Source organism: Corynebacterium kalidii, from assembly GCF_022869005.1.
GTDB lineage: Bacteria > Actinomycetota > Actinomycetes > Mycobacteriales > Mycobacteriaceae > Corynebacterium > Corynebacterium kalidii.
Genome location: NZ_JALIEA010000011.1, coordinates 207,965 through 228,120, shown reverse-complemented (window position 1 = coordinate 228,120; position 20,156 = coordinate 207,965). Strand labels below are relative to the sequence as shown.

The 20,156-nt window shown below is 70.1% G+C and carries 19 protein-coding genes; 3 read left to right on the top strand and 16 right to left on the bottom strand.

Annotated features, from left to right (window positions below):
* Positions 1 to 72 precede the first annotated feature (72 nt).
* Complete coding sequence (locus tag MUN33_RS04200; RefSeq protein WP_244803655.1) at positions 73 to 954, bottom strand: hypothetical protein; 882 nt, start codon at positions 952 to 954, stop codon at positions 73 to 75.
* Complete coding sequence (locus MUN33_RS04195) at positions 954 to 1,538, bottom strand: sigma-70 family RNA polymerase sigma factor (protein WP_244803654.1); 585 nt, start codon at positions 1,536 to 1,538, stop codon at positions 954 to 956. The genes MUN33_RS04200 and MUN33_RS04195 overlap by 1 nt, the downstream gene beginning before the upstream one ends.
* A gap of 297 nt (positions 1,539 to 1,835) precedes the next feature.
* Here MUN33_RS04195 and MUN33_RS04190 point away from each other — a divergent pair, with 297 nt between their 5' ends.
* On the top strand, positions 1,836 to 2,156 hold the full coding sequence (locus MUN33_RS04190; protein ID WP_244803653.1) for a WhiB family transcriptional regulator: 321 nt from the start codon (positions 1,836 to 1,838) through the stop codon (positions 2,154 to 2,156).
* A 116-nt stretch (positions 2,157 to 2,272) separates the two neighbouring features.
* On the opposite strand, the gene groL is transcribed toward MUN33_RS04190, so the two are convergent.
* The 5 genes from groL to glmS form a co-directional block, all read right to left on the bottom strand.
* Entirely contained in the window at positions 2,273 to 3,886 is a 1,614-nt protein-coding gene (gene groL, locus MUN33_RS04185; RefSeq protein WP_244803652.1) for a chaperonin GroEL, read from the bottom strand.
* A gap of 10 nt (positions 3,887 to 3,896) precedes the next feature.
* Positions 3,897 to 4,202 carry a co-chaperone GroES gene (gene groES, locus MUN33_RS04180; RefSeq protein WP_075811378.1) on the bottom strand — a complete coding sequence of 102 codons (306 nt, stop codon included), beginning with the start codon at positions 4,200 to 4,202 and terminating at the stop codon, positions 3,897 to 3,899.
* 136 nt (positions 4,203 to 4,338) lie between these two features.
* The gene (gene tsaD, locus MUN33_RS04175) at positions 4,339 to 6,810 is read right to left on the bottom strand and encodes a tRNA (adenosine(37)-N6)-threonylcarbamoyltransferase complex transferase subunit TsaD (RefSeq protein WP_244803651.1); all 2,472 of its coding nucleotides are present in this window, start codon (positions 6,808 to 6,810) and stop codon (positions 4,339 to 4,341) included.
* A 224-nt stretch (positions 6,811 to 7,034) separates the two neighbouring features.
* Positions 7,035 to 8,837 carry an alanine racemase gene (alr, locus tag MUN33_RS04170; RefSeq protein ID WP_244803650.1) on the bottom strand — a complete coding sequence of 601 codons (1,803 nt, stop codon included), beginning with the start codon at positions 8,835 to 8,837 and terminating at the stop codon, positions 7,035 to 7,037.
* A gap of 18 nt (positions 8,838 to 8,855) precedes the next feature.
* Positions 8,856 to 10,730, bottom strand: coding sequence for a glutamine--fructose-6-phosphate transaminase (isomerizing) (glmS, locus tag MUN33_RS04165; RefSeq protein WP_244803649.1), 1,875 nt, complete (start codon positions 10,728 to 10,730; stop codon positions 8,856 to 8,858).
* Positions 10,731 to 10,920: 190 nt separating this feature from the next.
* Here glmS and MUN33_RS04160 point away from each other — a divergent pair, with 190 nt between their 5' ends.
* Positions 10,921 to 11,817 carry a dienelactone hydrolase family protein gene (locus tag MUN33_RS04160; protein WP_244803648.1) on the top strand — a complete coding sequence of 299 codons (897 nt, stop codon included), beginning with the start codon at positions 10,921 to 10,923 and terminating at the stop codon, positions 11,815 to 11,817.
* 44 nt (positions 11,818 to 11,861) lie between these two features.
* Here MUN33_RS04160 and MUN33_RS04155 read toward each other — a convergent pair whose 3' ends face one another.
* The 9 genes from MUN33_RS04155 to MUN33_RS04115 all read right to left on the bottom strand — a co-directional run bounded on the left by MUN33_RS04155 (position 11,862) and on the right by MUN33_RS04115 (position 18,288).
* Positions 11,862 to 12,116 carry a hypothetical protein gene (locus MUN33_RS04155; protein ID WP_244803647.1) on the bottom strand — a complete coding sequence of 85 codons (255 nt, stop codon included), beginning with the start codon at positions 12,114 to 12,116 and terminating at the stop codon, positions 11,862 to 11,864.
* Positions 12,113 to 13,630 (bottom strand): hypothetical protein, encoded by a 1,518-nt coding sequence (locus MUN33_RS04150; protein ID WP_244803646.1) that lies wholly within the window; start codon positions 13,628 to 13,630, stop codon positions 12,113 to 12,115. Before MUN33_RS04150 ends, MUN33_RS04155 begins: the two co-directional genes overlap by 4 nt.
* On the bottom strand, positions 13,630 to 13,947 hold the full coding sequence (locus MUN33_RS04145; protein WP_244803645.1) for a hypothetical protein: 318 nt from the start codon (positions 13,945 to 13,947) through the stop codon (positions 13,630 to 13,632). Before MUN33_RS04145 ends, MUN33_RS04150 begins: the two co-directional genes overlap by 1 nt.
* Positions 13,948 to 14,093: 146 nt before the next feature.
* Positions 14,094 to 15,440: a phosphoglucosamine mutase gene (gene glmM, locus MUN33_RS04140; protein ID WP_244803644.1), complete on the bottom strand. Its 1,347-nt coding sequence runs from the start codon at positions 15,438 to 15,440 to the stop codon at positions 14,094 to 14,096.
* A 143-nt stretch (positions 15,441 to 15,583) separates the two neighbouring features.
* Positions 15,584 to 16,132, bottom strand: a complete 549-nt coding sequence (gene rpsI, locus MUN33_RS04135) for a 30S ribosomal protein S9 (RefSeq protein ID WP_439647828.1) — start codon at positions 16,130 to 16,132, stop codon at positions 15,584 to 15,586.
* Positions 16,129 to 16,572 (bottom strand): 50S ribosomal protein L13, encoded by a 444-nt coding sequence (gene rplM, locus MUN33_RS04130; RefSeq protein ID WP_244803643.1) that lies wholly within the window; start codon positions 16,570 to 16,572, stop codon positions 16,129 to 16,131. Before rplM ends, rpsI begins: the two co-directional genes overlap by 4 nt.
* A 255-nt stretch (positions 16,573 to 16,827) precedes the next feature.
* On the bottom strand, positions 16,828 to 17,109 hold the full coding sequence (locus tag MUN33_RS04125) for a WXG100 family type VII secretion target (protein ID WP_244803642.1): 282 nt from the start codon (positions 17,107 to 17,109) through the stop codon (positions 16,828 to 16,830).
* A gap of 63 nt (positions 17,110 to 17,172) precedes the next feature.
* Positions 17,173 to 17,457, bottom strand: a complete 285-nt coding sequence (locus MUN33_RS04120; protein ID WP_244803641.1) for a WXG100 family type VII secretion target — start codon at positions 17,455 to 17,457, stop codon at positions 17,173 to 17,175.
* A 108-nt stretch (positions 17,458 to 17,565) separates the two neighbouring features.
* Positions 17,566 to 18,288, bottom strand: a complete 723-nt coding sequence (locus MUN33_RS04115) for a FadR/GntR family transcriptional regulator (protein ID WP_244803640.1) — start codon at positions 18,286 to 18,288, stop codon at positions 17,566 to 17,568.
* A 176-nt stretch (positions 18,289 to 18,464) separates the two neighbouring features.
* Here MUN33_RS04115 and MUN33_RS04110 point away from each other — a divergent pair, with 176 nt between their 5' ends.
* On the top strand, positions 18,465 to 20,153 hold the full coding sequence (locus MUN33_RS04110; protein ID WP_244803639.1) for an L-lactate permease: 1,689 nt from the start codon (positions 18,465 to 18,467) through the stop codon (positions 20,151 to 20,153).
* Positions 20,154 to 20,156 lie beyond the last annotated feature (3 nt).

The window sequence follows — 20,156 nt, the reverse complement described above, 5'->3', positions numbered from 1 at the left end:
CCCCCGTGACGTTCCCGGGACAGGCCGGTCCCACCGGGTCACCGGCGTCGTCCCGTGACGTCCCCGTGCCCTCTAGGGGGCGGGCTCGGACTCCTCCGAGTGGTTGTGGGCCTTCGGTTCGCTGCTCGGGCTCGTCGAACTCGACGAGGACGACGACGTCGACGCCGGGGCCTTCGCGGCGGCACCGCCCTGCGGCTCGGCCATCAGCATCGGACCACCCGGTACCCCGGCGTCCCCGGGAGTCTCGGAGAGCTCGGTCGCACCGTCCGCCCCGTCGCCGTCCGCGCCACCGGCACCGGTGGTGTCGGTCGGCACCGGCAGCGGCGTGTCAGCACCCTGCGACGGTTCCGCGAGCACCATGCCGCCGGCGTCGGCGCCACGGTCGACGACATCGTCCTTCTCCGACGGGGCCGGCGACGCCGACGGGGCGTCCCGCCGGTCGGTGCCGCGCTCCGGGTCCCGCTCCGCGCCCTCGGCGGGACGACGGTCCTGGTCGACCGAGCCACCGTCCTCACCCGGCTGCGCGGACCCGGCGACGACGGAGTCGGACTGCCCGGAGTTCCCCGTGGTCAGGGCACTGACCGTGAAACCCCCCACGACGAGGGCGGCAGCGACACCGCTCCCCACCACCAGGGAGGTCAGGGACACGCCCCCCACCGCCGCGACCCCGCCGGCACGCCGCATCGCACGGCGCCGACGGCTGGCCAGAGGCGTCACCGTCGCCCCGGCACCGTCGGACGTCTGGACCGGGCCGACGACGGGCGGCGCCGGGATGTCCCAGTCCGCCTCGGCGCGGGCGGCGGAGAGGAGCCGCAGGAGCGCGTCGTCCCCGTCCACCGTCCCCCCGGCCGCGATGATGTCCACCATGCGGTCGGCGGCGCGCACGGCGTCGACGTCGACACCGTTCACGGCGTCGTCGTCAGCACCCTGCGGGGTCCACCTGCGCTCGTCCATCATTCCGTCCTCGAAGTCTCACGGGTTTCCAGGGTCTCCCGCATCTTGGCCAACGCCCGGAACTGTGCGACCCGCACAGCGCCCGCGGTCGACCCGACGATCTCCGCCGTCTCTTCCGCGGAGTACCCGCCGAAGACCCTGAGAGTCACGATCTGTCGTGCCTTGTCACTGAGCGTATCGAGCAGCTGCACCACTTCGTTACAGGAGCTCACGTCCATGGCGACGGTCTCCGGTGTGCTCGTCACCACCTCCTGGTCCGGCACCTCGTCGGTGGGGACGGACAGGTCGCGGGACTGCGAGCGGCGCGCGTCGACGATCTTGTTGGCCGCGATCCGGTAGACGAACGCCATGAACGGTTTCCCCTGGTCCTCGTAGCCGGGGATCGCCCGTGCCACGGCCAGGCAGATCTCCTGCGCCAGGTCCTCCGGGGTGGGGTACTTCGTGGACGGCACGCGCGCCCTGCAGTAGCGGACGACCGGCGGGTGGATGAGATCGATGATGCGCTGGAGCGCCCGCCCGTCCCCCTCCACTGCGGAGGGTACGAGACGGGGCAGAACCTCGTCGATGTCATCTGTCGCTGTCATAGTCCTCGTGAAAACACGGTCAGGGCAGGCTGTCGGGTCGCCGGTGAAGCTCGCCTGCCTGTGGGGTGAAATTACCACAGTAGCGCCCGCCCCCGGGACTCACCCGCGATAGCGGACGCCGGTCGTGAGGCCACCGGGCCGGAAAATGTCACGTGCTGAACAGCTCGCCGACACCTGTTGTTCACAGACGGGGACGACCCTGGGGGCAGTCGGAGAACACACACGCCCCGGCACCAGAAGCCGACCAGAAGCCGACCAGAAGCTCACCAGAAGCCACTGACCTACAGGAGAACAGCCATGCCACAGACGAGCGACCTCCCGGGCTCCGCCACCGCGTTCTGGGACTGGCAGCTCCACGGTTCCTGCCGTGGGGCCGAGTCCGCCGTCTTCTTCCACCCGGACGGGGAACGTGGACGCGCCCGGGCCCTGCGGGAGCACCGCGCCAAGGCCATCTGCAACGAGTGCCCGGTGCTCGCCCAGTGCCGTGAGCACGCCCTCAGCGTCGGTGAGGTCTACGGCATCTGGGGCGGGATGGGCGAGTCCGAACGCGCCGCCGCCCAGGGTGGCCGCGCCCGCCGGATCCGCCCCACCCGGGAGCCGCGCCGTCTGGCGTCCTGAACCGTACACGCGTACGCCCGAGGCCCCCGTCCAGGTCAGGGGAACTAACCTTCCGGACGGGGGCCTCGGTGCCGCCCCGGTCGGGGCAGGCTCAGCCGTGACGGCTGCCGGACACCTTAGTGGTGGTGTCCGTGGCCGGCCGCTGCGGCGGCGGCAGCCGGCTTGTCGACGACGGCGGTCTCCGTGGTGAGCACCATACGTGCCACGGACGTCGCGTTGACAACGGCGGAGTGGGTGACCTTCACCGGGTCGATGATGCCCTGCTCCAGCAGGTTGCCGTAGGTGCCGGTGGCGGCGTTGTAGCCTTCACCGTTGCCCAGCTCGGCGATCTTCGAGACCACGACGGCCCCGTCGAGGCCGGCGTTGTCGGCGATCCAGTAGGCCGGGCGACGCAGCGCACGTGCCAGTGCCTTCACACCGACGGCCTTGTCGCCCTCGAAACCGGTCGCGAACTCGTCGAGTTCGCTGGCGATCTGCACCAGGACGGAACCGCCACCGGCGATCACGCCTTCCTGCGCGGCGGCGCGGGCGGCGTTGATGGCGTCCTCGACGCGCAGCTTGCGCTCGTTGACCTCGGTCTCGGTCGCACCACCGGCACGGATCACGGCGACGCCGCCGGAGAGCTTCGCCAGACGCTCCTCGAGCTTCTCACGGTCCCAGGTGGAGTCGGTGCGCTCGATGTCCGAACGGATCTGGGCACGGCGGGTGTCCAGGTCCTCGGCGCTTCCGGCACCGTCGACGATGACGGTCTCGTCCTTGGTGACCGTGACGCGACGGGCGGAGCCCATCTGCTCCAGGGTCATCTCGGACAGCGACTGCCCGACCTCCTTGTCCACGACCGTGGCGCCGGTGACGACGGCGAGGTCGTCCATGAACGCCTTACGGCGGTCACCGAAGTACGGGGACTTCACGGCCACGGCCTTGATGGACTTGCGGATGGAGTTGACCACGAGCATCTGCAGCGGCTCACCGTCGACGTCCTCGGCGACGATGAACAGCTCCTTGCCCGCCTTGGCGACCTGCTCGAGCACGGGCAGGAAGTCCGGCAGCGAGCTGATCTTGTCGCGCACCAGCAGGATGGCCGGGTTCTCCAGGACCGCCTGGGCCGACTCCTCCTCGGTGACGAAGTACGGCGACAGGTAGCCCTTGTCGAAGGAGACACCCTCGGTGACGACGAGCTCGTCCACCAGGGACTGGGACTCCTCGACGGTGAGGACGCCGTCCTTGCCGACGGTGTCCATGGCCTCGGCGACCTTGGCGCCGATGCCCTCGTCGCGCGAGGACACGGTGGCGACGTTGGCGATCGCGGCGGAGTCGGCGACCGGCTCGGCACGCTGGCCCAGCAGCTCGATGACCTTGTCGGCGGCGACGGAGATGCCCTCGTTGACGGCGATCGGGTTGCCGCCGGCGGCGACGATGCGCATGCCCTCGTTGATGAGCGCCTGCGCGAGCAGGGTGGCGGTCGTGGTGCCGTCACCGGCGATGTCGTTGGTCTTCACGGCGACGGACTTGACCAGCTGCGCACCGAGGTTCTCGAAGGGGTCCTCGAGGTCGATGTCGCGGGCGATGGTCACGCCGTCGTTGGTCACGGTCGGACCACCGAAAGCCTTGTCGAGGACGACGTTACGGCCCTTGGGGCCGAGGGTGACGCGCACCGAGTCCGCCAGCGTGTCCACACCGCGCTGGAGACCCTTGCGGGCCTCCTCGTCGAATGCGATGAGTTTAGCCATGCGTCACGCCCTACTTCGCGGAGTCGACGACGGCGAGGATGTCGCGCTGGTTCAGCAGCAGGTACTCTTCACCGTCGTACTTGAGCTCGGTGCCGCCGTAGCGGGAGAACACGACCGTGTCGCCGACCTCGACGTCCATCGGGATGCGGTCGTCGTCGTCGTGCCAGCGGCCCGGGCCGACGGCCACGACGGTGGCCTCCTGCGGCTTCTCCTTGGCGGAGTCCGGGATGACCAGGCCGGATGCGGTGGTGGTCTCGGCCTCGACGATCTGGACGAGGACGCGGTCCTCGAGCGGCTTGATGTTGACGTTAGCCACGTTGAATACCTCCGTGTTTGCGTACATGCAGTGATCGGAATTGTCTTGTTTTCCGGTTGGTATATCCTGCACAGCCGTCGTCGCGGGTGAACAACTGTGTGTCACACAACCACTTGGCACTCTACCCTGCCAAGTGCTAGCCCTCAACCGGGGAGGGTGCCAACACCGGCACCTCGACATCCATCGACGGGTCCGTCGCGGCATCCAGCGAGCTGGCGGGTGCCCCGGCCTCGATGACACGCGCCGCCAACGCCGCGATCATCACCCCGTTGTCGGTGCACAACGGCAGTGCCGGCACCACCAGGCGCACCCCGACGGCGGCACACCGCTCCTCCGCCAGGGCCCGCAGCCGCCGGTTGGCGGACACCCCGCCACCGAGCAGCATCACCGTGGCGCCGGTGTCGACACAGGCCCGCACGGCCTTCGCGGTGAGCACGTCGACGACCGCCTCCTGGAAGGACGCGCAGACGTCCTCGACCGGCAGGCTGCGCCCCTCCGCCGCCGCCTTCTCCACGAAGCGTGCGACAGCCGTCTTGAGCCCGGAGAAGGAGAAGTCGTAGGCGGCGTCGCCCGGCCGGCTCATCCCCCGCGGGAAGGCGATCGCCGTCGGGTCCCCCGCCGCGGCGAGCCTGTCGATCACCGGCCCTCCCGGGTAGCCGAGCCCGAGCAGGCGGGCCACCTTGTCGTAGGCCTCCCCCGCCGCGTCATCCAGGGTGGACCCCAGCTCCACCATCGGCCGACCGACACCGTTGACCTGCAGGATCTGGGTGTGCCCGCCGCTGACCAGCAGCGCCACCGCACGGTCGAGGTCGCCGGCGGGTGCCTCGGCTGTGTCGCGGGCGTCGACGGTGTCGCGGGTGTCGAGCGTGCCGACGGCGACGTGCCCCCCGAGGTGGTTGACACCGTAGAACGGCACACCCCACGCGGCGGCGTACGCCTTCGCCGCCGCCGCACCGACCAGCAGCGCCCCGGCCAACCCGGGGCCGACGGTCGCCGCGACCGCGTCCGGACGGCGCCGGCCGGCACCCCCGGTCGCGCGGGTGGCGCGCTGCAGGTCGTCCAGCGCCGCCGCCATCGTCGGGCCCATCGCCTCCAGGTGCGCCCGCGAGGCGATCTCCGGCACCACCCCGCCGAAGCGGGCGTGCTGCTCCATCGACGACGCCACCCGGTTCGACACCTGCCGGACCCGGCCGTCGGGGTACAGCTCGACAATCCCGACGCCGGTCTCGTCACAGGAGCTCTCGATACCCATGACCAGCTGCGGGGCGTCGGCCAGTCGCCGCGAACGCGACGGCCGGCACATCGTGTAGGCGTCCGCGCCGGAGGGACGGTAGTAGTTGCGGCGGGTGCCGGTGACCTCGAAACCGTAGCTGCGGTAGAGGCCGACCGCGGTGTCGTTGTCCGTCCTGACCTCCAGGTAGACCGGCCCGTCCTCCCGGTCCGCCAACTCCATCAGCGGGTCCATCAGCAGGCGTGACCATCCCCGACCCTGCGCGGCCGGCTCCAGGCCGATGGTGTGGATCTCGAACTCCGGGTCGTCGGCCGGCCCGTTCTTCGCCAACCCCGCGTAGCCGGCCAGGCGCTCGTCCGGGGTGCCCTCCCCGGTGACGAGGCCGAGGAAGACCGTGTTCGGCGCGGTGATCTCACCGACGAAGCCCGCCTCCGGCCACGGTGAGTCCCCGGCGAACAGCTCCGCCTCGATCTCGGCGCACCGCGCGGCGGCCTCCGGCGACAGCCTGCCCACCGACGGCTCGTCCACCGGTTCCGTACCAGCTTCCGTACCAGGGGCCTCTACCCGGGCGTCCTCCTGAGAGTCCTCCTGGGCGTCCTCCTGGGCGTCCTCCCGGGCGGCCTCCCACTCGACACCGCTGAAGTCCAGGGCCGTGGAGACCTGCACGGCCTTCGGCTCCACCGCGTCGGGGCGCCGCAGGTACAACGCCCGCAACGGCTCACCGGGCTGCCGCAGCCGTCCCACTCCCCCGAGACCACGGACCGCCGCCGTCACCAAACCGACCGGGGTGGGCCGGGCATCGGTGTCCGTCACCGTCCACCCCTCCACCTCCGCGGCCCGCGCGGCGACCTCACGGGACGCCAGCACGTCCGCCTCCGGGTGACGCGCCACCACGTCCTGCGGTGCGGCCACCGCCGGGCCGTCCAGCACCGTCCCGCTCGCACCGTCGACGAGACTCCAGTACCACTCACGCCGACGGGCGTCGCTGAGCACCAGCTGACGGGCACCGGAGACCGGGCCCGCCGCCGTGGCGAGATGCCCGGGAACCCCGTGGACCGGGATGCCGAGCGCGTCACCGAAGGCGGCACCGGTGGCCATCCCCACGCGCAGGCCGGTGAACGGGCCAGGGCCGACGCCCACCACGACGGCGTCGAGGTCCTCCGGCGTGATCCCGGCCTCCGCGAGACAGGCGAGGATGTTCGGGGTGAGGACCTCCATGTGCCCCCGCGGGTTGAGCTCCACCCGGCTGGCGAGCAGGCGCGGCTGCCCGGCAGCTTCTGTCGTGTCTGTGGCACCTGTGGCGCCTGTGGTGTCGGGGCAGTCCACCACCCCTGTGACGACGAAGGAGGTGGAGGTGTCGACCGCGAGAACATGCATGGCACATGATCCTAGTCGGCGGCGTTCAGCTCCGGACAGTCGACGAACCGGACCCCACCGGCACCCTGTCGGAGAACAGGCGAGGCCCCGTCGCACTCTCCAATTGCGACGGGGCCTCTGGATACACCCCTCACGGTGATCCGTCTCCTATTCTGGCACCACAGACAGAATCTCGCCAGTCATTCCTTGGACATGGGGGATACCGTCGGGGGGATTCAGAAGTGCTACCCCTGTGACCAGCGCCAACGCAGGACACGGGGGACATCGTCCTCCAGGTCGTCCTGAAGGTCGTCCTCCAGGTCGTCACCGTCGGTGGAACCGCCGGAGCGGTCGATCTCGATGTCGATCCACCGCTCCGGGGCCAGCGTCTCCACCACACCGCGGCCCCACTCCGCCACCAGCACACGGTCCTCCAGGTCCGCGTCGATGTCGAGCGACTCCAGGGCGTCGAGGATGACCTCGCGCGACGGGGCACCGTCGTCACTGTCTCCGCCACCGCCGTGGGCGCCGGCGCCGAGCAGCCGGTAGGCGTCCATGTGCAGCAGGCCCGGCCGTCCGGCTGCGCCAGTACCGCCGCTGCCACCGATGCCACCGGTGCCGGGCTTGTGCTCACGGACGATCGTGAACGTCGGGGACTGGACCCGTCCCTGCACACCCAGACCATCGGCGATGCCCTGGGTGATCGTCGTCTTCCCCGCCCCGAGGGCACCGGTGAGCACCACGACATCGCCGGCGCGCAGCCGGGCACCGAGCTCCCGGCCGAGGGCGCGCATCGCCTCGGCGGACCGGACCTCGACGCTGCCCGTCCCCGCACTGAAGGCCCCGCCGGCGGGCAGGACGCGGCGACGCACCCGGCCACGCGGCAGGGTGAGCACCTCGTAGGCGATGGTGTCGGCGGCGACGGCGATCTCCTCGACCGACCGTCCCCCGGCTCCGAAGATCACCGCCCAGTCACCGGGGCGGACCGACGCGCCCGGGCCGTCGTCGTCCGCCGCGCCCAGGTCGACGACGATCTGGTCCATGCACACCCGTCCGATCTGCGGGAACCAGGTGCCGTCGATGGTCACGCCGAACCGTCCCGACATGCTCCGCGGCAGGCCGTCGGCGTACCCCATCGCCACGACCGCGGTGCGCGTGTCACGGGGTGCGCGCCAGAGATGCCCGTAGCTGACCCCCTCGCCGGCCGGGACGACGCGCGTGGTGACCACCCGCGCCCGCACCGTCATCGCCTCACGCAGCTCGACGGGCCCGTCCTCCCCCGCCGGGATCACCGCCGGGTCCACGGCGTACACGCCGTACACGCTGACACCCGGACGCACCATCTCGTGCCGCAGGTCAGGACGCGACAAGGTGGCCGGGGTGTTCGCGATGTGGTTCACCGGCACCTCGAGCCCCGCGGCGCGGCACGTCTCGACGGCCGTGACGAACCGTCGTGCCTGCAGATCCGTCACCGGGGACGTCGGGTCGTCGGCGACGGCCAGGTGCGACAGCACACCGGTAACCTCGAGGACGCCCTCGCGCACCGCGGCCACCGCCAGGGACACCGCCTCGTCCCACCGGCCGGCCTCGATACCGGAGCGGGACAGACCCGTGTCCGCCATCAACCCGACCGACAGCGGCGCCCCACCGTCCGCCACCGACGCCCGCGACGCGGTCACGGCCGCGGTGAGGTGCGCCACGGACGGCACCCCCAGGGTGACACCGCCGGCGCAGGCCGCGGCGATGTCCTCCAGCGCGGGATCCGGCAGCCACATCCACGCCGTCACCGGCGCGGTGACACCGGCGTCACGCAGCGTCAGCGCTTCGCCGAGGGTGGCCACCCCCAGGGCGACGGCACCGGCGTCTAGCGCGGTGCGGGCCACGTCGACCATGCCGTGGTTGTAGCCGTCGGCCTTCACGATCGCCATGACGCCCGCCGGCGCGGCGACCCGTGCCAGCGTCCGCACATTGTGCGCGACGGCACCGAGGTCGACGACGACCTCGGCGAGGGAATGGTCGAGGGAATGGTCGCCGGGGGTTCCGCTCATCACCGTTGCACCCCGGACCTATTCCACGGTCACGGACTTGGCCAGGTTCCGCGGCTTGTCGATGTCGTTGTTGCCGCACTGCCGGGCGATCTCCGCCGACAGGAACTGCAACGGCACCGTCGAGAGCAACGGCTGCAGCAGCGTCGGGCACTGCGGGATCTCCAGGAGGTCGTTGGCGAAGGGGCGCACGGCCTCGTCGCCCTCCTCGGCGATGACGATCGTCCGGGCGCCACGGGCACGGATCTCCTGGATGTTCGTCACGATCTTCGAGTGCAGGATCTCCCTGCCCTGCGGGGACGGCACCACCACGACCACCGGCAGGTCGTCCTCGATCAGCGCGATGGGGCCGTGCTTGAGCTCGCCGGCGGGGAACCCCTCGGCGTGGATGTAGGCCAGCTCCTTGAGCTTCAACGCGCCCTCGAGTGCGACCGGGTAACCGACGTGGCGTCCCAGGAACAGCATGGTCGGGATCGGGCCGAGCTCCGCCGCGAGCTCCAGGACGGTGTCCTTGAGCTCCAGGACCTTCTCGATCTTGCCCGGGATCTCCTCGAGCTGCCGGTAGATCGCCTCGATCTCGTCGGCGAACTTCGTCCCCCGGGCCTGCGCCAGCGCCAGTCCCACGATGTAGTTCGCCGCCACCTGCGCCAGGAACGCCTTGGTGGAGGCCACACCGATCTCCGGACCTGCGTGGGTGTAGAGCACCGCGTCCGCCTCACGCGGGATCTGCGAACCGTTGGTGTTGCACACCGCCAGCACCCGGGCGCCCTGCTGCTTCGCGTGCCGCACGGCCTCCAGGGTGTCGGCGGTCTCGCCCGACTGGGACACCGCGACCACCAGGGTCTGCCGGTCGAGGACCGGGTCACGGTAGCGGAACTCGCTGGCGACCTCGATCTCCACGGGCAGGCGCACCCAGTGCTCGATGGCGTACTTCGCGAGCAGGCCGGAGTGGTAGGCCGAACCACAGGCCACGACGAAGACCTTCTCGACCTGACGCAGGTCGTCCTCCGACAGCCGCTGCTCGTCGAGCACGACGCGCCCGTCGACGTAGTGCCCGGCCAGCGTGTCACGCACGGCCGCGGGCTGCTCGAAGATCTCCTTCATCATGAAGGAGTCGAAGCCGCCCTTCTCCGCCGCGGCGAGGTCCCAGTCGATGGTGAAGGGGCGCCCCTCGGTCGGGTTCCCGTCGAAGTCCATGACGCGGTAGCCGTCGGCGGTGATCACCACGGCGTTGTTCTCGTCGAGCTCCACGGCCTCCCGGGTGTGCGCGATGAACCCGGCGACGTCGGAGCCGAGGAACATGCCGTCCTCACCGACGCCGACGATCAACGGGGTCGAGCGACGGCCCGCGACGATCTTCCCCGGCTCGTCCGCATGAGCGAACAGGACGGTGAACGCGCCCTCCAGGCGGCGCAGCACCGACAGGGCGGACGCCTCCAGGTCGCCCGCCGTCGGACCGGCCGCGTAGGCCAGGGCGAGCAGGTGCGCGGCGACCTCGGAGTCGGTCTCGCTGGTCAGCTCGATGCCCGCGGCCTCGATCTCGGCGCGCAGCGGGGCGAAGTTCTCGATGATGCCGTTGTGGACGATGACGGCCTTGCCGTCGAAGGAGACGTGCGGGTGCGCGTTGACGTCGTTGGGACGCCCGTGCGTGGCCCACCGGGTGTGGCCGATGCAGGCCTTCCCCTCGAACCTGTCCGTGCCCGTCTCGGCGATCTGCTGCAGCAGGTTCGCCAGCTTCCCGGCCTTCTTCTCGACCTCGATGTCGCCGTCCGAGATGACGGCGATACCGGCGGAGTCGTAGCCGCGGTACTCCATCCTGGCCAGGGCCTCCAAGCCGACGTCAAGTGCCTTGGCGGAGCTCCGGGCGCTTCCGATGTATCCAACGATGCCACACATACCGGACAACAATACTGCTAGGTGTCCCCACCCGTGAACCGTGCACCGGTTCGCGGGTGGCACCCCCGGGTCGCCGCCGGTGTGTCGGCCGGGGTGGCGGCCGGTGTGGCGGTCGGTGTGATACTCGGCGTGGCGGTCGGTGTGACGGCCCCCGCCCCGTGCCGCGGGTGGATCTACTAGGCTGAGACCCGTGGCAGACAACGTGAAGAACCTGGTCCCCCGGTTGGAGAAGCGGGGCCCGCACAGGGTCCTGGTCGGCGAACTCGACTTCGCCGGCATCCCCGGCCGTATCTACACGCCTGCTGAAGGCAAGGCGATCGCCGGTGTGGCTTTCGGCCACGACTGGCGGGTCGGGGCGGACGGTTACCACGCCACCCTGCGGCATCTCGCCAGCTGGGGAATCGCCGTCGCCGCGCCGGACACCGAACGTGGCGTGTTGCCGAACCACCGTGGCTTCGCCTCGGACCTGGAGTCGTGCCTGCAGATCCTCTCCGGGGTGCGGCTGGGTGTCGGCAACATCACCGTGGACCCGAACAAGTTGTTCTTCGCCGGGCACGGGATGGGTGCCGGGGCCGCGATCCTGGCGGCCACGGGCCGGGCGCCTGCCCAGCCGGCGAAGAAGCGCTACCGTGACCGTCCGACGGTCGCCGGTGTGGTGGCCATCCACCCGTCGGACACCTCGCCGAGTTGCTATCGGGCGGCACGCCACGTGCAGGCACCGGGCCTGATCCTCGCCCCGGGCCGTACGCTCGGCATCGAGGCCGGCGAACCGGAGCGTGTCGCTGCGCTGTGGGGCGGTCGGGCGGTGTTCCGCAGGATCTCGAAGGCGTCGGCGTCGGGCTTCCACGAGAAGCTGACCCGCAAGTTCCTGACGACGAACAGTGGTTTCGAGTTCGCCGCGCAGGATTTCATCCGCGCGCTGACCACCGGTTTCATCCTGGCCGAGGACGACAGGCACTACGCCGCCTTCCGCGACCCCGAGGTCGAGATCAAGAAGTCCGAGATCGAGACCCGCGGAGAGCTGTTCGAGAAGCTCCCGGAGTTCGCCGACCCGCTCGACGCGGTGAATTCGGCCCTGCGCCTCTGAGCAGGTCTCTGACGGCGGGGACGGCCCCTCTGCCCACCTGCCGCTCAGTCGAAGATCCCTGGACGACGGCGGGCCGGTCTGTGGCCGGTCGCCGTCAGGTGTTTCTTCTCCCCCGGGCCGGTGGACGTCGCCCCCGGCCCGTCGTCCCCGTCGACGGGGCTCTCCCCGTCGTCGGTGGCATCCGCGGCAGCCAGCAGGCGCGTGGCTTCCTCCATCTGTGACTGGAACTTCTCGGTCGCGGCACCGACGATCTGCACATAGCTGTCCAGCGCCGCTTCTATCGGGCTCCTGGTGTTCACCACTGTCCACTCCTCGCCACCGACGGTGCATCGCCGGATTTCTCACCTGTCGTCCACACGTCCGGGGTCCAGCCGTCATACGTGGCGGGGCTCTCCGGAGGTTCTGTCCGGCCTGAATCCTCGGCAGCCTCGGGAGTCTCAGGGGACCCATGAACCTCAGCCGGGGCGTCGACAGCCGCCGGGCCCACCGGTGAGGGCGCAGGTGTCGCGGGGCTGTCTGGCGCCGGCACAGCGGCGGGCGACGCCTCACCTCCGCCACCGGCGGCCTGCAGGTACGCACTCTTGTCGAACCCTTTCTCCGGATCCACGGTGGGTGGTGCCGGTGTGTCGGGCTCAGGCTCGGGCTCAGGGACGGGCTCGCACGGTTCCTCCTCCGGTTCGGGCTCGGCGACAGGTTCGCACGGTTCCGGTTCGGGTTCCGGGACGGGTTCAGGGCAGTCGCTGTCGCCTCCACCGTCCGGGGTCCCGGGCGGGCACGCGGTCAGGTCGATGTCGATCAACGAACCGGCGTTCTCCACGGCCACCGTCACCGCGCCCTCGACCGCCCCCTTGACCCACCCACTGATCTCGCCGACGAGCCCGGGGACGGACACCGGTGGAGGGCACGGCGGCGCCGGTGGGGTGGCCGTTGACCCGATCCCCGCCGACGCGACGGCCGTGGCCGCAGCGGCCGCCGTGGTTGCGGCGGTCGCCGGAGCCGGCGCCACTGCCGCAGCCGCAGCCGCAGATGCAGATGCAGATGCCCCGACCGTGGACACCTCCGAGGGCACGGGCGCGACATCGCAGTCCGGTGCCTCGACCGACGGCGCGGGGTCAGCGGCCAGCGGGACCCGGCAGCGCCCCTCGTCCGCTGCCGGACGGCACTCGGCGATCGTGAGGTCCATGCACTCACCCATCTGGGTGTTGCGCCCCTCCACCATGGTCCCGACCCCGTCCAGCGCCGAGCACAGCAGCTGTGCGGCGGCCTGGAGCATCGCCTGGGCCGCAACCGGGTCGGTGGCCTGCAGCGCCTGGGCCGAGCTGTACAGGCCCATCGCGGTGTCCACCGCACCGTCGACACACGCCTCGACCTCGTCGGCGCACAACCCCTGGATGGACTCCAGGACCCGGTCGCACGTCGACACGGCGTCGTCGGCATGGTCCACGGACTCCTCGTGGGTCTCATGGTCGTCTCCACCGGCGCCCAGCCGGTTCGCCAACAGGCCGCCGCTGACACCGACCACGTAATCCCTCACGGTCGACAGCACCTCACCGACGATGCCCTTCCTGCCACCTCCCTTCCCGTCTCCCTTCCCGCTCCCCGACGTCCCGTCCGACCCGGAGTCGCCTCCGGTACCGTCCTTGTTCCCGTCGCCACCGCCGAGGGACATGCCGTCGGCGAACTCCATCAAGGTAGTCAGTCCCGTGATGATCCAGGGGACCGCCGCCGGGGCAGCTTTCGTCACCGTCCTCCCCGCCCGGTCCAGTTTCCCCACCGAGGCGACGAGCCTGGCCTGGTCCGCCTCCACAGACATCAGCGACCCTCCCCCGCGCCGAACACACGGCGCGACTGCTCGTCGGTGCCCGAGACCGCCGTCAACGTCCCCGCCGTGTTCTCCAGTCCGGCGCGCAGCCGGTCGACGTGCGCCAGCCGTATCTCGTGGGCGCGTCGGCGCAACTCCACCAACTGCACGGCCCGGTCCCCCAGGCCCTTCCCGTAACTCGCCGCCGTGCGACGCGGACTCTCCGCCAGGATCTCCTGCTGCTTCGTCCCCACCGTGTCCAATGCGTCAGACACCGCCGACTGCGCTGCTGCGACATCCACGTCGAGGCTCCCGATATCCGGTGCCACACTGCCCCCTTCGTCTCCCCCGTGACATTGCACGGTCTCTCCTGCCACACGCCGCGGCCGACCGGCACACGCCGCCGGCCCGCCAATGGGCCCGTGAATGGGCCCGTGACACAGAGAGACTCGCCGGAGTCCCGAAAGGTTCCCGCCTACCCCTCGGCGACGACGACGGCCGCGAGCCGTCCGGCGACCCGTTTCGCCTCCGCCGAGGTCGGGGCCTCGACCATCACCCGGTAGACCTGCTCGGTTCCGCTGGGCCGCAACAGCACCCGGCCGGTGTCGCCGAGCTCCGCCTCCGCCGCCACGATCGCCTCACGCACGACCTCGGAGGTGTGGATCCGCTCCTTCTCGTCCACCGGCACATTGACCAGGGTCTGCGGAAGGACCGTCATCACGTCAGCCAACTCCCGCAGGGACTTCCCGGTGTCGGCCATCCGCGCCATGAGCCGCAGTCCGGTCAGCGTCCCGTCGCCGGTGGTCGCGTGCGACGGGAGCACGATGTGGCCGGACTGCTCCCCGCCCAGGGAGAAGTCGTTGGCCAGCAGGTCGGCGAGGACGTAGCGGTCACCGACCTTGGTCCGGCGCAGGGTGATGTCGTGTTCCTTCATCGCCAACGTCAGGCCCAGGTTGGACATCACCGTGGCGACGAGGGTGTTCCGGCGCAGTTCACCGGACTCCTTCATCGCCACGGCGAGGACCGCCATGATCTGGTCACCGTCGATCACGTTGCCCTCGGAGTCCACCGCCAGGCACCGGTCCGCGTCACCGTCGTGGGACAGGCCGAGGTCCGCCTGGTGTTCGAGGACCGCCTTCTGGATGACCTCGATATGGGTCGACCCGCAGTTGTCGTTGATGTTGAACGAGTTCGGCGAGTTGTGGATCGCCACGACGTCCGCACCGGCGGCCTCGTAGGCCATCGGCGCCGCAAGGCTGGCCGCGCCGTTGGCGCAGTCCACGACCACCCGGATACCGTCCAGGGGCCGCGGGGCGGCGTCCTGCAGGTGGAACAGGTACCGCTCCAGGGCGTCACCGGACTCCTCGATGACCCGGCCGATCGCGGCACCGGTGGGGCCCTGCTCCTCCAGCTCCAGCATGGCGGCCTCGATCTCGTCCTCCACCGAGTCGTCGAGCTTCCGTCCGCCGGCAGCGAAGAACTTGATGCCGTTGTCGGGCATGGGGTTGTGCGAGGCGGAGATCATCACGCCCATGTCGGCACCGTAGTCGTCGGTGAGGAAGGCGACGGCCGGGGTGGGGAGCACGCCGACATTCAGCACGTCGACCCCCTGCGACGCCATCCCGGCGGACAACGCGCCCGCCAGCATCTCCCCCGACACCCGCGGGTCACGTCCGATCACTGCTGTCGGCCGACGCTGCGACCCCTGGCCTGTGCTGGTCAGCACGCGTGCCGCCGCCGCCCCCAACCGCAGTGCCAGTGGTGCCGTCAGCGACCTGTTGGCGAGGCCCCGAACCCCGTCCGTCCCGAAAAGTCTGCTCATGGAGTGCCAGTCTAGTCCGTCGTACCCGCAACACCCCGAACGACAGGCAACGCCGCCCCGACCCCTGCACACGGTGCGGGGACGGGACGGCGTTGTGGTGTGCGGCAGAGCCGCACAGCAGTCCAGCGAGGACCCGGGTGGGGTCAGCGCTTGGAGTACTGAGGTGCGCGACGGGCCTTGTGCAGACCTGCCTTCTTGCGCTCCACGGCACGGGCGTCACGGGTGAGGAAGCCGGCCTTCTTCAGCTCGGAGCGCTCCTGCGGGTTGTACTTGTTCAGTGCGCGGGCGATGGCGAGACGCATCGCACCAGCCTGACCGGACGGGCCACCGCCCTTGAGGTTGACCTGGAAGTCGAACTGGTTCTCGCGCTCGAGCAGGACGAGCGGAGCCTTGATCAGCTGCTGGTGCAGCTTGTTGGGGAAGTACTCCTCCAGGGTCCGGCCGTTGCAGGTGAACTGGCCGGAGCCCTGCACCATGCGGACGCGGACGACGGCCTGCTTACGGCGACCGACGGTCTGGATCGGGCCGTCGAAGACGGTGGGGGCGGCGACGAAGTCGTCACCCTCGGCCGGCTCGGCGAACTCGGCGATGGAGTCACCGATGCTCGCGACGAACTCCTCGTTCACGGCGTCGGTGGCGGCGAAGACCTCTTCGTCCACGGACTCGGCCTCGTAGTTCTCGTTGTCGGTCACTGTTCCACCTTCTTGATCTCGTAGGACTCGGGCTTCTGAGCCGCAAAGGGGTGCTCGGAGCCGGCGAAGACGCGGAGCTTCTTGGCGGACTCGCGGTTGAGGCGGTTGTGCGGCATCATGCCGACAACGGCGTCGGCGATGACGCGCTCCGGGTGCAGCTCCATGGAGCGACCCAGGGACAGCGTCTTCAGGCCGCCGGGGTAACCGGAGTGACGGTAACGGAACTCGCGGTCCCGCTTGTTGGACGAGATGTGGACCTTGTCCGCGTTGATGATGATGACGTTGTCACCGCAGTCGACGTTGGGGGCGTAGATCGGCTTGCCCTTGCCGCGCAGCAGGTCTGCCGCGTGGGTGGCGAGACGACCCAGGACCACGTCAGTGGCGTCGATGACGTACCACTTACGGGTCAGGTCACCGCTCTTCGGGTGGAAAGTAGTCATGTATGACTCCTTGGTCTTCATGGAACTGCCAGCCGGGAGACCCCTCGTCCCCGAAAGATCACCGGGGGAGGTGCCCGCAGCGGCCGGTGGGGACCTGCGGGCCGACCGCCGGGGGTCCGTGACACGGACGCCGGTGGTCGCAACCTGATGGAGGTTACCGGAAGGCACCTGTCGTCCGCAAAAACCACCGCCGTCCTGTCCCCGGGAGGGGAAGGACGGCGTGGCGGTGGCTGCCTTGCGCGGGGGCGGCCCGCGTCAGGCCCAGCTGTTCGCGGCGCTGGTGTTGATCTGGCTCATCCGCGAGTTGGCGTTGTCCACCGCCCGTGCGATGGTCTGGAGCACCTGGTTGAGCTCCTCGGCGGCGGCGTCCCACCGCTTCTGCGCCGCCTGGTAGGCCGTGGCCGATTCCCCCTCCCATTCGGCGACCATCGGGGCGATGTCGCCCTTGAGCTGGTCGAGCATTCCGTTGATATTGCGGTTGGTGGCGTGGATGTCGGCGGACGCCTGGGCGATGTGCGCGAAGTCGTATCTTATCAAGAGCCTGTTCCTGTCATTGCGTGCAAAGTCGGTTGGTCGGTGTCGGGAGAACCGGCGGGGACGTCAGCGGAATGCCGCGATATTGTCGTCCTCCACCTGCTGGAAAGCCCGGGCGTTGCCGCGGATGTTCTCCGAGATGCCGTCGAGCGCCTGACGCAGTTCCCGCGCCGACTCATGCCACCGCAGCATGAGCTGGGCGAATGCCGCCTGCGCCTCCCCTTTCCATGCCCCCGCCACCCCGTCGACGGTGCCCTGCAGCCGGGTCAGCTCGGACTGCACCTGGCCGTTGACGGTGTCGACTTTGCCGGCCGTGGCCTGCATGACCTCGGTCGTTGTTCTGAAGCTCATGGGTCCCTCCCCTGTCGTTGCCGTGAAGACTCGCTGTGCCGCCCGCCGTCACGGTCCCGGCGGGCGTCACCGTAGAGAGACTCACCGGCGACCGGAAAGGTTCCCCACCTACTCCAGCAGTGCGCGGTAGGCGGTGGTGATGTGCTCCGACATCAACGCCCCCGCACCCTCGACGTCGCCGGCCTCGATGGCGGCGAGGATCGCCCTGTGCTGCTCGCGCAGGGTGTCCGCCACGGTGCCCCAGTCCTCCTGCGCACGGAAACCCTTCAGGATCGGCAGCCTCAGCGACTCCCGGATCGCCTGGGTCATGTCGGCGAACAGCCGGTTCCCGGAGCCGTGGGCGAGCGCGATGTGGAACCGGGTGTCGGCGTCGTTGAACTCCTCGCGGGTCACCCCCGGCCGGTCCATGTCCTCGACCGCGTCGCGCATCGCCGCCAGGGCGTCGGGGTCCTGTTCGGCGGCGGCGAGCCGGACGCTCTCGACCTCCAGGATGGTACGGGTCCGCACCACCTCCTCCAGGCCGAAGTTCGACAGTGCGACGTGCAGCCGCAGAAACCGCGACAGCGCCTCCGAGGGCATCGCGGCGATGAATGTCCCGGCCTTGAGGCCGGAGCCGACGTTGGACTCCAACACCCCCTGACCCTCGAGGACCCTGATCGCCTCCCGGACGGCGGCCCGGCTGACCTGCAGCTGCTCCGAGAGCATCCGCTCGGCGGGGAGGAGGTCACCGACCTGGAGTGCGCCGGTGAGGATCTGGTTCTCGATGGCCTCGACGACCATCTGGTGGGTCCGTATCCGCGGCACCGGTGTCCAGGCAGGTTCGTCAGTCATGGTCTTTTTCTACCATGCCCCCTCCGGGCGCCGGCGACGAGACGACGCGGTGAAGTCTTGACGGCAAAACTTGCCGTGCTTTACGCTGTGGTCCGACCACTGGTGTGGTCTGAGTCACCTCGTTCGACGCCCGCCACACCGATGCCACCGACTCCCCCGACACCCACGAGGACCCCATGAGTTCCCCTTACCTCCCAGATCTCGCGCCGGTCGCGGACAACCTCTTCCTGTCGTCACTGGTCGCGCTCCTCCCCCTGGTCACGGTGTTCGTCACACTCGGCGTCCTGCGCTGGCGTGCCCACTGGGCAGGCCTCGCCGCCCTCGCCGTGTCCCTGGTCGTCGCCGTCGCCGTGTACGGGATGCCCGCAGGTCTCGCCGGGCTGTCCGCCACCCAGGGTGCCGTCTTCGGCCTGTTCCCCATCATGTGGATCGTGGTCTCGGCCATCTGGTTCTACGAACTGACGGTGCGCTCGGGACGGTTCCTCGACCTGCGCGCCGTGATCGACCGCATCTCCGACGACCCCCGGATCCAGGCGATCCTCATCGCCTTCTGCTTCGGGGGCATGCTCGAGGCCCTCGCCGGCTTCGGCGCTCCGCTGGCCATCACCGGCGTGATGCTGCTCGCCGTCGGCTTCTCCCGGATGCGGGCCGCGGTCTCCGTCCTGGTCGCCAACACCGCGCCGGTGGCCTTCGGCGCCATCGCCACGCCCATCATCACCGCAGGCGCGCTCACCGGCATCGACTACGAGCACATCGGCAGCATCGTGGGACGGCAGACACCGTTCATCGCGGTGGTCGTCCCCCTGTTCCTGTGCCTGCTGGTGGACGGCAGACGGGGACTGAAGCAGTGCTGGCCGATCGCGACGGTCATCGGCGTCGTGTTCGCCGTCACCCAGTTCGTGGCCGCCAACTACATCTCCGTCGAACTCACCGACATCATCTCCGCCCTCGCCGGTCTCGCCGTCGCCGTGGTCATGCTGCGGTTCTGGCGTCCCGACGGGACCGCCGAGGCCCGGCAGCGACTGCTCACCGAACGCCGCGAGGAGGAGTCGGACGGCTCGGTCGAGGATGCCGATGCCGGCGCCGGGGGCGCGGCCGACACCACCGCACGCGAACTGACGTCCACACGCACCCTGATGGCCCTGTTCCCGTACCTGCTGGTGATCGTCGTCTTCTCGGTCGCCAAGCTCTGGACGCCGGTCTCGGACTTCCTGGGCTCCACCGACCTCTCGTTCCCCTGGCCCGGTCTCGACGGCAACGTCTTGACCGCCGAGGGAGACGTCTCGACCGCGACCGTCTACGGCTTCCCCTGGCTGTCCTCACCGGGGACCCTGCTCCTGCTCACCGGAGTGATCGTGGCCGCGGTCTACCGTGTCTCGCCGGCCGAGGCCGCGCGGGCCTACTGGGAGAACCTGGTGAAGATGCGCTACTCGATCCTCACCGTCGCCGCCGTCCTGTCCCTGGCCTACGTGATGAACCAGTCGGGCCAGACCATCACGGTCGGCCACTGGATCGCCGGCGCCGGCGCCGCGTTCGCCTTCTTCGCCCCGGTCCTGGGGTGGCTCGGCACCGCCGTCACCGGGTCCGACACCAGCGCCAACGCCCTGTTCGCCACGCTCCAGCAGACCGCCGCCACCCAGGCGAACCTCGATCCCGCCCTGATGGTGGCGTCCAACACCTCCGGCGGAGTCGTCGGAAAGCTCGTCAGTCCGCAGAACCTCACCATCGTCGCCACCGCCGTGGGACTGGCCGGACGCGAATCCGAGATCCTCCGGAAGGTGATGTGGTGGAGTCTCGGTATGCTCACGGCGATCTGCGTCATCAACGGCCTCCAGGCCACCGTCCTGCAGTGGATGCTGCCCTGACCC

Bases quoted from the DNA above. Each gene is read 5' to 3' on its own strand.
- MUN33_RS04200 (WP_244803655.1), bottom strand. From the start codon at position 954: ATGGACGAGCGCAGGTGGACCCCGCAGGGTGCTGACGACGACGCCGTG.
- MUN33_RS04195 (WP_244803654.1), bottom strand. From the start codon at position 1,538: ATGACAGCGACAGATGACATCGACGAGGTTCTGCCCCGTCTCGTACCC.
- MUN33_RS04190 (WP_244803653.1), top strand. From the start codon at position 1,836: ATGCCACAGACGAGCGACCTCCCGGGCTCCGCCACCGCGTTCTGGGAC.
- groL (WP_244803652.1), bottom strand. From the start codon at position 3,886: ATGGCTAAACTCATCGCATTCGACGAGGAGGCCCGCAAGGGTCTCCAG.
- tsaD (WP_244803651.1), bottom strand. From the start codon at position 6,810: ATGCATGTTCTCGCGGTCGACACCTCCACCTCCTTCGTCGTCACAGGG.
- alr (WP_244803650.1), bottom strand. From the start codon at position 8,837: ATGAGCGGAACCCCCGGCGACCATTCCCTCGACCATTCCCTCGCCGAG.
- glmS (WP_244803649.1), bottom strand. From the start codon at position 10,730: ATGTGTGGCATCGTTGGATACATCGGAAGCGCCCGGAGCTCCGCCAAG.
- MUN33_RS04150 (WP_244803646.1), bottom strand. From the start codon at position 13,630: ATGTCTGTGGAGGCGGACCAGGCCAGGCTCGTCGCCTCGGTGGGGAAA.
- glmM (WP_244803644.1), bottom strand. From the start codon at position 15,440: ATGAGCAGACTTTTCGGGACGGACGGGGTTCGGGGCCTCGCCAACAGG.
- rplM (WP_244803643.1), bottom strand. From the start codon at position 16,572: ATGACTACTTTCCACCCGAAGAGCGGTGACCTGACCCGTAAGTGGTAC.
- MUN33_RS04120 (WP_244803641.1), bottom strand. From the start codon at position 17,457: ATGAGCTTCAGAACAACGACCGAGGTCATGCAGGCCACGGCCGGCAAA.
- MUN33_RS04115 (WP_244803640.1), bottom strand. From the start codon at position 18,288: ATGACTGACGAACCTGCCTGGACACCGGTGCCGCGGATACGGACCCAC.
- MUN33_RS04110 (WP_244803639.1), top strand. From the start codon at position 18,465: ATGAGTTCCCCTTACCTCCCAGATCTCGCGCCGGTCGCGGACAACCTC.